We start from the raw sequence: 12,113 nt of genomic DNA, 5'->3' as shown, positions 1-12,113 counted from the left end.
GCGGCGTGTATCGACACCGCAGATACGGTCCAGCCTTTTCCGTCCGATCTGGCCAGACTCCGCGAAGACCGGTGGCCGGGATTGGGTATGCCGCCGTTGCCCGATTTGGTGAAACTGCCAGCAGGTTAAGGGATAACTCACCTTTTTTTGGTTTGGTGCGCGCAACCTGGGGAGATACCAATGCGCGACCTGCCGGCGACGACTATCCTGTCGCATCCTATCAGCCTGCGAGTGCGCGAGATCGCGCGTCGCGCTGGCGCCGCCGTGGCGATCGATTCGGCCGGCGTGTCACTCAGCTATGCCGACCTCGATGCGCGCGCCGCAGCACTCGCCGGTGCGCTCGCGTCGCGCGGCGTGACGCCGGGCGCGACCGTCGCGGTGTGCTTGCCGCGTTCGGCCGAGCAGATCGTCGCCTTGCTGGCCGTCTGGTATGCGGGCGCGGCGTATCTGCCGCTCGATCCGGCGTGGCCGGAGGCGCGGCTGGCGTCGTTCGTCGAGCGCGCCGGCTGTGCGGCGGTGATCGCACCGCGCGGCTCGCCCATCGGCACGGTGGCGCCGGATGATGCGGGCGACGTCGCGCCGGTCGCGGCGGGTGATCTCGCCTATGTCATCTTCACTTCGGGTTCGACCGGGGAGCCGAAGGCAGTCGAGGTCGGGCACGACAATCTCGCCGCGTTGGTCGATTGGCATCTGGCCGCATTCGCGGTCAGCGCGGGCACGCGCACCGCGCACCTCGCCGGATTGGGCTTCGACGCGGCGGCATGGGAGGTGTGGCCGACGCTGGCGGCGGGCGGCACGCTCTGCCTCGCCGACGATGCGGTGCGACTCGATCCTGTCGCGTTGCGCGACTGGCTGGTGGGTGAGCGCATCGAAGTGGCGTTCGCGCCGACCGCGCTCGCCGAGCCGCTCGCGACGATGGACTGGCCAGCCGACGCCCGCTTGCGCGTCCTGCTTACCGGCGCGGACAAGCTGACGGTGCGCCCCAAGCCGGGCCAGCCGTTCGTCTTCGTCAACAATTACGGCCCGACCGAATGCACCGTCGTCGCGACATCGGGCGTGGTCGCGGCGGAGGGCAGCGCGCTGCCCTCGATCGGCACGGCGATCGCCGGGACCACGATCCATCTGCTCGATCCGAGCGGCGACGCGGTCATGCCCGGCGCGCCCGGCGAAGTCTGCATCGGCGGCGCGCAGGTCGCGCGCGGCTATCGCGGCGACCCGGCGCTGACCGAGGCGCGCTTCGTCACGCATCCGCAGTACGGCCGGCTGTATCGCACCGGCGATCTCGCGCTGCGGCTGGAGGATGGCGAATACGCCTTCCTCGGCCGTGTCGATGGACAGGTGAAGGTGCGCGGCCACCGCATCGAGCCCGCCGAAGTCGCCGCCGCGCTCAACCGCCTGCCCGAGATCGCCGCGAGCCATGTGCTGGTGCGCGATGGCGACCTCGTCGCCTATGTCACGCTCAACGGCGAGGCGACCGCCGGCGCGCTCCGCGCCGCGCTCGGCGAGACACTGCCGGATTATATGGTTCCAGCGCATTTCGCGCGGCTCGAGGCGATGCCGCTCACCGCCAACGGCAAGATCGACGTGCGCGCACTGCCCGATCCGGCCAGCGTCGCGATGGCGGAAAGCACCGGCGCGCGCGCGCCGAGCACGCCGACCGAGTTGCGGCTGTTCGAGATCGTCGGCGACGTACTTGGCCACCGCGACTTCGGGGTGGACGACGATTTCTTCCTGCTCGGCGGGCATTCGCTGCTCGGCACACAGGTCATCATCCGCGCGCGGGATGCGTTCGGCGTCGATCTGTCGCTGTTCCATCTGTTCGAGGCGGCGACCGTCGCCAAGCTCGCCGAAGTCGTCGAGACTTTGATCTTCGCGAAGATCGAAGCGATGAGCGATGCAGATATCGAGAGGCTGTCGGCATAATGGCGACGCGCCCCGTATCCGATCCGTCGCTCAGCCTGTTCCGGCTGCTCGACCCGAATGTGCTGGCCGATCCATATCCGCTCTACGCGCGGCTGCGGAGCGAAGACCCGGTCTATTGGGACCCGTATCTGCATAGCTGGGTGGTGACGCGCTACAGCGACGTCCATGCCGTGCTGCACCGCTTCTCGGCGGATCGCACCCCCTCGCCCGACCTGATGCGGTCGCTCGGGCTCGGCTCGATCGAGCCGATCGCGGCGGTGATGGTCAAGCAGATGCTGTTCCTCGATCCGCCCAACCACACGATCCTGCGCAAGCTTTGCTCGACCGCGTTCACGCCGCGCCGGGTCGAGGCGCTTGAGGAGCGCGTGGTGTCGGTCGCCAATCGGCTGATCGACGCCGCGCTCGCGAAGGGCGAGATGGATGTGATGGCCGATTTCGCCGAGCCATTCCCGTCGATCGTGTTCGCGCATCTGATGGGCGTGCCCGAGGAGGATCACCTTCAACTGAAGAAATGGTCGGCTGATTACGCGCAGATGCTCGGCAATTTCTCGCACAACCCCGACGGGATCGCGCAGGTGCTGAAAAGCACCGCCGACATGATCGCCTATTTCCAGCATGCCATCCACAGCGGCTCGCTCAAGGACGGCCTCGTAAAATCCCTGGTCGAGGCCGAGATCGACGGCCAGAAACTGACCGAGGAAGAGGTGATCGCCAACGCGATCGTCACGATGGTGGGGGGCCAGGAAACCACCACCAACCTGATCGGCTGCGGGCTGCTCACGTTGCTGCGCCAGCCCGACAAGCTCGCCGAATTGCGTGACCGGCCCGAGATCATGGAGAGCGCGATCGAGGAACTGCTGCGCTACGAAAGCCCGTCGCAGCACACCTCGCGGATCGCCACCGAAGATACGCTGATGGGCGGCAAGCTCATCAAGAAGGGCACGCCAGTGATGGCGGTGATGGCCGCCGCCAACCGCGACCCCGAACGCTTCGCCGATCCCGACGCGCTCGATTTCGAGCGCAAGGACAACCGCCATATGGCGTTCGGCTGGGCGGCGCATTTCTGTTTCGGCGCGCCGCTCGCGCGGATGGAGGGACGCATCGCGTTCCGCCTGCTGCTCGACCGGCTCAAGAACCTCTCGCTCCCTGAGCAAAAGCTCGAATGGCGCGAGAACCTCGGCCTGCGTGGCCTCAAGGCTCTACGGGTGACCTTCGCATGAACATGCCTGCCAAGATCGATGCCGCCCAGGCGCGTCGCGACCTGCTCGCCAGGATGCTCGCCGGCAATGCCGCGACCGCAGCGTCGGTGCCCGAGCCGATCCGCCCGCGCGACCCGGCGCGGACCATCCCGCTCACCGCCGAGCAGAACCAGCTCTGGCTGCACGCGCAGATGGCGCCGGAGATGCCGCTCTACAACGAGTCGATCACGATCCACCGGCTCGGCCGGTACGATCATGCCGCGATGGAGCGCGCGCTGACCGAGATCGTGCGCCGCCATGCGATCTGGCGCTCGGCGATCGTCGAGGTCGAGGGCGATTACGTGATGCAAGTCGCGCCCTCGACGCCGATCTCGCTGGCGATCATCGACATCAGCCACTTCCCGCAAGCCGAGCGTGAGGCCGAGGCAGTGCGGCTCGCCACCGAGGATGCCCGCGCGCCGATCGCGCCCGACGTGGCGCCGCTGTTCCGCGCACGCGTCGTCAAGCTGGGCGATCAGGAGCATCGGCTGTATCTGACGCTGCACCACGTCATTTTCGACGGCGTCTCGATCTACAAGACATTGGTGCCCGAGCTGGCCGCGCTGGTCGATGCCTATGAGGCGGGCCGGCCTTCGCCGCTGCCCGAGCCGGCGCTGCAATATGCCGATTACGCCGTGTGGCAGGCCGACCGCGAGCAGGGCGACGAATATCGCCGCCAGCTCGATTTCTGGCGTGAGCTGCTCGCCGCGCCGATCCCGCGCCTCGAAGTGGTCGGCGACCGGCCTCGCGCGGCGCTGCCGACCTATGCCGGATCGATGGAGGTGTTCGAGCTCGACACGCCGCTGGTCGAGCGGTTGAAGGAGATCGCGCGCGCGGAAAACGCCACGCTCTATTCGGTGCTGCTCGCCGGCTACAAGGCGATGCTGTTCCGCTATACCGGCGACGAGGACATCATCGTCGGCGGTGTTACCGACACGCGGCGGCGGCCCGAGCTTCAGCCGCTGATGGGCTATTTTCTCAACACGATGGCAATCCGCAGCCGACCGCTGGGCAGCACGCCGTTCCGCGACTATCTCGCCGAGGTGAAGCGTAGCGTGATCGGCGCGCTGGGGGCGAGCGACATTCCGTTCGACAAGCTCGTCCGCGCGCTCGACATCAAGCGCGGCACCGGCACGCATCCGCTTTTCAACACCTTGTTCTCGATCGAGCCGCCGGTCGATCCGTTCCCGGCGGGCTGGGATCTGACCCAGATGGACGTGACCGTCGGCGCGGCGAAATACGATCTGTACCTCGAACTCGACGAGCGGCCCGAGGGCGGCATGGCCGGGCGCTTCCTCTATTCGAGCGAATTGTTCGACGCCGCGACGATCCGCCGCATGGCCGACCATTGGGTGCGGCTGCTGGAGGGCGTCGCCACCGATCCCGAGACGCCGCTCGCCAAGCTGCCGATGCTGGCGGCGGACGAGCAGGACCGACTTGCGGCCGAGTGGAACCAGACGACGCGCGCGCTGCCCTATGCGAGCGTGGTCAATTGGGTGGCGGCGAAGGCCGCCGCCGAGCCGGACATGGTGGTGATCGAGCAGGCCGGCGAAAGCTGGACCTATGCCGAACTCGCGCATTCGTCGGATGCGATCGCCGCCGAACTGGTGTCGCGCGGCGTCGGGCCGGGCGCGTTGGTCGGGCTGTCGCTCGAACGCACGCCGTATATGATCGCGGCGATGCTCGGCGTGGTGAAGGCGGGTGCGGCGTATCTGCCGCTTGACCCCGGCTTTCCGCAAGCGCGGCTGGCGATGATCGTCGAGAGCGCGCAGCCGGTGCTGATCCTCGTCGAGCCCACCACCGAACACGCGCTGCCACAGGATGCCGCGCCGCTGGTGCGGCTCGACCGGCATTGGCCGCACCGCGCGTTCGTGGCGCCGGCGATCGATCCCGAGGCGCCGGCTTACGTGCTGTACACGTCGGGATCGACCGGCAAGCCCAAGGGCGTCGAAATTCCCCACGCGGCTCTGGTCAATTTCCTCGTCGGCATGGAGGACAGCCTCGGCCTCGCGCCACGCCAGTCGATCCTCGCGATCACCACTTTGTCGTTCGACATCGCCGAGCTGGAAATCTGGCTGCCGCTGGTGACGGGCGGCAAGGTCCACCTCGCCACGCGCGAGACCGCGACCGACATGATCGCGCTCGCCGAGGATGTCGCGCGGCTCAAGCCCGATATCCTTCAGGCGACCCCGGCGACCTGGCGCGGGCTGATCGAGGCGGGCTGGGAAGGTTCGCCGACCCTCACCGCTTTGTGCGGCGGCGAGAAATTGCCGCGCGCGCTCGCCGACCAATTGCTGCCGCGTGTCGGCGTTTTGTGGAACATGTACGGCCCGACCGAGACGACGATCTGGTCGACCGTCGCCAAAGTCGAGCGCGGCCCGATCACGATCGGCCGGCCGATCGCCAACACCACGATCCGCATCCTCGACAGCCACGGCAACGATCGCCCGCTCGGCGCGGTCGGCGAATTGTGCATCGGCGGGCGCGGCGTCGCGATCGGCTATCGCGGGCGGCCCGATCTGACCCGAGACAAGTTCATCGATCATGCGGGAGAGCGGCTGTACAAGACCGGCGACCTCGCGCGCTGGCGGCCCGACGGGATGCTCGAATGCCTCGGCCGCACCGATCATGAGGAGAAAATCCGCGGCTTCCGCGTCGCGATCGAGGAAGTCGAAGGCGCGCTGGCCGCGTTGCCCGGCGTCTCGGCGGCGGTGGTGAAGGCGTGGCCCGATCCGAGCGGGGAGCGTGCCCTGGTCGGCTATCTGGTCGGCACCGGCGAAGTCGCGGAATGGCGCGAACTGCTCGGCGCCACCCTGCCCGATTATATGATCCCGACGCGGTTCGTGGTGCTGGAAGACCTGCCGCAGACCCCCAACGGCAAGATCGATCGCAACGCGCTGCCCGAGCCGGGCAAGGCCTCGATCACCGACGACGCGCCGCTGGAGACGCCCGAACAAGCGAGGCTCGCCGCGATCTGGAGCGACGTGCTCAAGGCGGATGTGACATCGCGCAACGCCGATTTCTTCGAACTCGGCGGGCATTCGCTGCTGATCGCGCGGCTGATCCGGCGGATCGCCAAGGATTATGGCGTCAAGCTGCCGATGGCGGCGCTGTTCCAGGCGCCGCGCCTTGCCGACATGGCCGAGATCATCTCGGGCGGCAAAGGCATCGAGAACCCTGCGGTCGCGCAGATCCAGCCGAATGGTTCACAACCGCCGATCATCTGGCTCGACGGCGGCTCGACCTTCCGCCCGCTCGCCGAGCGGCTCGGAAGAGACCAGCCGTTCTACGGCGTCTCGACCGCTGCGATCATCGAGGCGGCGGGCGGCACGCCGAGCAAGGATTTCCGCAAGACCGCCGATCTCATCATCGCGACGCTGCGGCAGATCCAGCCGAACGGGCCGTACCGGATCGGCGGCTGGTGTACCTCGGGCATCCTCGCCTATGCGGTCGCGACGCAGCTTGAGGCGGCGGGCGACGAGGTGCGATTGCTGATGCTCGCGCATCCATTCCATCCGGTGCGCGCGCGGCAGCTTGGGGCGGCGCGGTTCTTCCTCAGCAAGTTCAAATATCACCTCGACAAGACGTTCGCGCAGCCCAAGGGCAAGCGCTGGCATTATTTCCTCGATCGCTTGCGCGGCCTGTCCGACGCGGCGGCGCTGGCGGGCGGGCGCGAGGCGGTGTTGCAGCCGAAGATCCAGTCGCGGCTCGATTATGCCGCGAGCCACTACACGCCGCCCGCGTATCATGGCGACGCGATCCTGTTCCAGCCCGACGACCATCCGGGTGTGCTCGATTTCGTCGAGGATTGGCGGGCGCAGGTGCGCGGCCAGTTCGACGCGCACATCATCCCCGGCGGGCACCGCACGATGCTCGAACCGCCCAATGTCGATACCTTCGCCGATCTGCTGCGCGCGCGGCTGGCGCGGGCGAATGCCGAGGCGGCGCTCCAGCGCAGCGCCTGAGCGGGTGGCGGTTGCCGACCTATATTTCGGCAGCCTCGATGTCGCGGAGGATGAGCTCGAGCGGCTGGCGAAGCTGCTCGATCCGGCCGAGCGCGCGCGCGCGGCGCGCTTCGCCTTCGCGCGCGACCGGCGGCGCTTCATCGTGCGGCGCGCGCGGTTGCGCGAGACATTGGCGATGGCGACCGGGGCGGCGGCGGAGCGTCTCGTTTACACCGAGAATGCCTATGGCAAGCCGGCGCTGGCAGGTGGGCCGAAATTCAGCGCCTCGCACTCGCATGAGTTGTGGGTGGTCGCGGTGTCCGATCGCGAACTGGGTGTGGACCTGGAATATCATCAACCCGAAATCGACTGGCGCGATCTCGCGGCGGGGCTGTTCGGAGCGGGCGAATGCGCGGCGCTTGATGCGCTTGCAGAGGATGACGCGATACGCGGCTTTTTCGATTGCTGGGCGCGCAAGGAGGCATTCGTCAAGGCGATCGGGATGGGATTGTCGTATCCGCTCGACGCGTTCGCGGTTTCGGTGACGCCCGAGGCGCGGTTGCTCGCGGGAGCGGAAGGGTGGCGTATCGCTGGCTTTGCGTTGGCGGAAGGCTATTCGGGCGCGCTGGTGATTGCGGATGATGGCGCGCCGGTTCGGATCGCCACGCCCCCGCACCGTTCGCCTTAAGCTTGTCGAAGGGCGAACGGGTTCAGGATGTCCTCACTGCCAGCCGTTCACGCCGAGCGTAGTAGGGGACGGGAGCGCAGGTGTCTCGACTACGCTCGACACGAACGGTTAGAGGTGGACGGACAATCCCAATCCGTTCTTGTCGAGCGACGTCGAGACACCATGCGTATCGCGTGCCCCTCGACGCGCTCGGGACGAACGGATTGGTCGAACTTACGCCACCTCTTCTACCTGCGGCAGATAGTCGCCATAGCCCTGCGCGACCATGTCGTCGCGGTGGACGAAGCGGAGCGACGCCGAGTTGATGCAGTAGCGCAAACCGCCGCGATCGCGCGGGCCGTCGTCGAAGACGTGGCCGAGGTGGCTGTCGCCGTTCGCCGAGCGGACTTCGGTGCGGACCATGCCATGCGTCGCGTCGCGCAGTTCGGCCACGTTGGCGGGCTCGATCGGCTTGGTGAAGCTCGGCCAGCCGCAGCCGGATTCGAACTTGTCCGACGAGGCGAACAACGGCTCGCCCGAAACGATGTCGACGTAGATGCCCGGCTCCTTGTTGTAGAGCAACGGGCCGGTGCCGGGGCGTTCGGTGCCCGATTGCTGAGTCACGCGGAACTGCTCGGGCGTTAGCGCCGCGACGGCGGCGTCGGTCTTTTCATAACGTGCCATGATGAATCTCCGTTCGTCGCCAAATATAGGGTCAGGTCAGGCCGGCTTCCAGTCGAACGGTAGCGGTGCCTCGCGGAAGGCGAAGCGGTCGACGTGGCGCGCGACCGCGCCCTTCAACCCTTCGAGCTGTTCGTCCGAACTCGCATCGATCCGCACGTCGAGGCCGGCGTCGCGCGCATCGAACGTCACCAGCGCATCGGCCGGCCAGTCGGCGCCGCGCGCATCCTTGGGGAAGACGATCGTACCGTGATCGGGGGTGAATTCGACCGCGAGATTGTGCTGCCAGTGCTTGCACACCTGTTGCAGATATTTGCTCGCGCTCTCGGTCGGCACGGTGGCGGTTGCGCTGATGGTCATGTTCAAGTCCTTTCTCGCCGGGGCGTCATGCCCCGGCGTAACGATCGCGAGCCGCTTGCGCAGCATCTGCAACCGGGTCATTTTTAGAGGCGCTCGATCTTCTGCGCGGCCTCGTCGAGCAGCGCGGTGATGCGGTGGAGCGTCTCGGTATCGACCTCCTCCGCCGTCAGCCGGTTTTGCAAAGCCATGCGGAGATTGCCCATCGCCCGGCGGATCGGCGCGCCATCGGTGCGGGCGCTGTGCTTGCCGACTTCGGCGAGCCGCGCGAACAGGATTTCGACCAGTTCGGCGTTCTCTGCGAGGTGGGCGATGCCCGCCTCGGTGGCGGTGAACAGCTTCTTGGCGCCCTCGCTCTTGCCGGCTTCGATCAGCCCCATGTCGTCGAGCAGCGTCAGCGTGGGATAGACCACGCCGGGGCTGGGCGCATAGGCGCCGCCGGTGATCTCCTCGATCTGGCGGATCAGATCATAGCCGTGGCGCGGTGAGTCCGCGATCAGCTTCAATAGCACGAGCTTGAGCTCGCCGCCGTCGAACATGCGGCGCGCACGCCCGCCGCCCATTCCACCGCCGCGACCGTCGCCCCAGCCGCCCCCGAAACCACCCCGGCCGATGCCGTGATGGTGATGATGGCCGTGGCCAAAGCCCCCGGCGCGTTTGTTAAAACCAAACATATCGTTCCTTTTCTATAACACGATGCCTCTAAGATATATCTTGAGTCGTTTTACGCAAGAGCCGTCGTGCATTTTTTTCCGCGCGCCCTATCTTGGGCGGATGGCCGACCTCTTCGCCGCTTATGATCCCCCCGCCACGACGGACGTGCCCGACACCGCGCCGCTCGCCGACCGGCTGCGCCCGCAGCGGCTGGCGGATGTCGTCGGGCAGGATCACCTGACCGGCCCCGAGGGCGCGATCGGGCGGATGGTGGCGGCGGGGCGGCTCTCGTCGATGATCCTGTGGGGGCCGCCCGGCACCGGCAAGACGACGATCGCGCGGCTGCTCGCCGATGCGGTGGGCTTACGCTTCGTCGCGATCTCGGCGGTGTTCTCGGGCGTGGCCGATCTCAAGAAGGCGTTCGCCGAGGCGCGCGAGCATGCCCGGATCGGCAAACGCACGCTGTTGTTCGTGGACGAGATCCACCGCTTCAACCGCGCGCAGCAGGACGGCTTCCTGCCTTATGTCGAGGACGGCACGGTCACTTTGGTCGGCGCGACCACCGAGAATCCGTCGTTCGAGCTCAACGCCGCGTTGCTCAGTCGCGCGCAGGTGCTGATCCTGCGCCGGCTCGACGCCGCCGCGCTCGAACTCTTGCTGTCGCGTGGCGAAGCGCTGGAGGAACGGCCCCTGCCCCTCACCCCGGACGCGCGCGAGGCGATCGTCGCCAGCGCCGATGGCGACGGGCGGTTCCTGCTCAACCAGGCGGAGACCCTGTTCTCGGTCGATCTGCCCGAACCGCTGGACGCGGCCGGGCTGTCGGCGTTCCTGCAACGCCGCGTCGCTGTCTACGACAAGGATCGCGAGGGGCATTACAACCTCATCTCCGCGCTGCATAAATCGTTGCGCGGGAGCGATCCGCAGGCGGCGCTCTATTATCTCGCGCGGATGCTCACCGCCGGCGAGGAGCCGCTGTACGTGCTGCGGCGGATCGTGCGCTTCGCCTCGGAGGATATCGGCCTCGCCGATTCGAATGCGCTGGTGGTGTGCCTCGCCGCCAAGGATTCGTATGAGTTCCTCGGCAGCCCGGAGGGCGAACTCGCGATCGCGCAGGCGTGCCTGTATTGCGCAACCGCGCCCAAATCCAACGCGGCCTACACCGCGCAGAAGGCGGCGTGGCGGGTGGCGAAGGAGACCGGCTCGCTGATGCCGCCCCAGAACATCCTCAACGCGCCGACCAAGCTGATGAAGGACATCGGCTACGGCAAGGATTACGCCTACGATCACGATACCGACGCCGGCTATTCGGGATCGAACTACTGGCCCGAGGAGATGGCGCCGCAGACCTTCTACACGCCGACCGATCGCGGCCTGGAAAAGCGTATCGCCGAGCGGATGGCATGGTGGGCGGAGTTGAAGGGCAAGCCGTGAGCGTCGGAACGTTCGATAGCTGGGAGCAGGTCGTGGCGTTCGCGTTGACTTTGCCCGACAGCTCTATGGACCCGTATTACGGCACGCCCTGCCCCAAGGTGAACAAGAAGGCGTTCGTCTCGCCGGGGCATGAGGCAGGGAGCTTTCACGTTCCCAGCCCGCATGACGAGAAGGCGGTGTTGCTCGACACCGATCCCGAGACGTTCTGGCAGACCAAACATTACGAGGGCTGGCCGGGGTTGCTGGTGCGCTACGGCAGCGCCGATCCCGAGCGTGTCGCGACCGTCATTCGCCGCGCGTGGTGGGACAAGGCGAGCAAGGCGCAGCGCAAGGGTTTCGGGGCGCGGCCGTGAGCCCTACCCATTTCACCACATTCGCCGCGATCGACTGGTCGGGCGCGAAGGGCGCGCGGCATCCCGGGATCGCGCTGGCGGTGTGCGCGGCGAGCGATGCCGCGCCGGTGCTGGTCGATCCGCCGGGCAGCGCGTGGTCGCGCGCCGAAATCCTCGCGTGGTTGAAGGCGCATGCTGAGAAGCCGATGCTGATCGGCTTCGACTTCAGCTTCGCGCCGCCGTTCGTCGAACGCCGCGCCTATCTGCCTGGCGAAGACACCCCCGTCACCGCGCGCGCCTTTTGGGGCTATGTCGATTCGCACAGCCCGGATGCGGACCTGGGCGCGGCCTCATTCCTCGAAAGCCGGCGCGGAACGCATTTCTACCTCGGCGCGGCGGACGGGCCGAAGGCGCAGTTCCTGCACCATCGCCGCTGCGAGATGGCGTATAAGGCGCAGGGCGGCGGCAAGCTCTCGACTCTGTACGACGCGATCGGCGCATCGCAGGTCGCCAAGGCGAGCTTCGCGGGGATGCGGTTGCTCCACCATCTCGGCCCCGCGATTCCGGTGTGGCCGTTCGATCCGGTGCCCAGGAGCGGCGCGCTCGTCGTCGAAATCTACACCACGATCGCGGCGCGCGCGGCGGGGATGCGTAAAGGACTGAGCAAGCTGCGCGACGCCGCCGCGCTCGATACCGCGCTTGCGGCGATCGGGTCACGCCCGCACGCGGCGCTCACGCGCTATACCGATCATGCCACGGACGCGATCCTCGCTTCCGCGTGGTTGCGCGCGCAGGCCGGGCGTGCAGAGCTGTGGCGACCGGCCGCGCTCACCCCGCTGATCGCGCGCACCGAGGGCTGGACGTTCGGCGTCGGTTGACGTCAGGA

At 67.4% G+C, this 12,113-nt stretch carries 10 protein-coding genes; 7 read left to right on the top strand and 3 right to left on the bottom strand.

Features of this window, described 5'->3' with window-relative positions; genetic code table 11:
* The first annotated feature begins 180 nt into the window (after positions 1–180).
* From EWE75_RS04065 to EWE75_RS04050, 4 genes are read left to right on the top strand one after another with little or no spacing between them, the layout of a single operon-like run.
* A complete protein-coding gene (locus tag EWE75_RS04065) occupies positions 181–1,923 on the top strand; it encodes a non-ribosomal peptide synthetase (RefSeq protein ID WP_130155415.1) in 1,743 nt (580 codons plus the stop codon).
* A complete protein-coding gene (locus EWE75_RS04060; RefSeq protein WP_130155414.1) occupies positions 1,923–3,143 on the top strand; it encodes a cytochrome P450 in 1,221 nt (406 codons plus the stop codon). Before EWE75_RS04065 ends, EWE75_RS04060 begins: the two co-directional genes overlap by 1 nt.
* The gene (locus tag EWE75_RS04055; RefSeq protein WP_165388261.1) at positions 3,140–7,126 is read left to right on the top strand and encodes a non-ribosomal peptide synthetase; all 3,987 of its coding nucleotides are present in this window, start codon (positions 3,140–3,142) and stop codon (positions 7,124–7,126) included. Before EWE75_RS04060 ends, EWE75_RS04055 begins: the two co-directional genes overlap by 4 nt.
* Complete coding sequence (locus EWE75_RS04050) at positions 7,095–7,793, top strand: 4'-phosphopantetheinyl transferase family protein (protein WP_165388260.1); 699 nt, start codon at positions 7,095–7,097, stop codon at positions 7,791–7,793. The genes EWE75_RS04055 and EWE75_RS04050 overlap by 32 nt, the downstream gene beginning before the upstream one ends.
* Before the next feature lie 213 nt (positions 7,794–8,006).
* Here the strand turns inward: EWE75_RS04050 and msrB are convergent, their stop codons facing one another.
* The 3 genes from msrB to EWE75_RS04035 all read right to left on the bottom strand — a co-directional run bounded on the left by msrB (position 8,007) and on the right by EWE75_RS04035 (position 9,484).
* On the bottom strand, positions 8,007–8,456 hold the full coding sequence (msrB, locus tag EWE75_RS04045; RefSeq protein ID WP_130155411.1) for a peptide-methionine (R)-S-oxide reductase MsrB: 450 nt from the start codon (positions 8,454–8,456) through the stop codon (positions 8,007–8,009).
* Positions 8,457–8,492: 36 nt separating this feature from the next.
* Entirely contained in the window at positions 8,493–8,813 is a 321-nt protein-coding gene (locus EWE75_RS04040) for a DUF2218 domain-containing protein (RefSeq protein WP_130155410.1), read from the bottom strand.
* Between the two features lie 83 nt (positions 8,814–8,896).
* Entirely contained in the window at positions 8,897–9,484 is a 588-nt protein-coding gene (locus tag EWE75_RS04035) for a PadR family transcriptional regulator (RefSeq protein WP_130155409.1), read from the bottom strand.
* Positions 9,485–9,584: 100 nt separating this feature from the next.
* Between EWE75_RS04035 and EWE75_RS04030 the strand changes: the two genes are divergently transcribed.
* Genes EWE75_RS04030 through EWE75_RS04020 form a run of 3 tightly spaced genes read left to right on the top strand, consistent with a single transcriptional unit; the run spans position 9,585 to position 12,105 of the window.
* Positions 9,585–10,895 (top strand): replication-associated recombination protein A, encoded by a 1,311-nt coding sequence (locus EWE75_RS04030; RefSeq protein WP_130155408.1) that lies wholly within the window; start codon positions 9,585–9,587, stop codon positions 10,893–10,895.
* A complete protein-coding gene (locus EWE75_RS04025; protein ID WP_231708202.1) occupies positions 10,892–11,248 on the top strand; it encodes an MmcQ/YjbR family DNA-binding protein in 357 nt (118 codons plus the stop codon). The genes EWE75_RS04030 and EWE75_RS04025 overlap by 4 nt, the downstream gene beginning before the upstream one ends.
* Positions 11,245–12,105: a hypothetical protein gene (locus EWE75_RS04020; RefSeq protein WP_130155406.1), complete on the top strand. Its 861-nt coding sequence runs from the start codon at positions 11,245–11,247 to the stop codon at positions 12,103–12,105. The genes EWE75_RS04025 and EWE75_RS04020 overlap by 4 nt, the downstream gene beginning before the upstream one ends.
* The last annotated feature ends 8 nt before the right edge of the window (positions 12,106–12,113 follow it).

It is taken from the genome of Sphingomonas populi, assembly GCF_004208535.1.
GTDB lineage: Bacteria > Pseudomonadota > Alphaproteobacteria > Sphingomonadales > Sphingomonadaceae > Sphingomonas > Sphingomonas populi.
The sequence above is the reverse complement of the archived record's forward strand: the minus strand, read 5'-3'. Positions and strand labels throughout refer to the sequence as shown.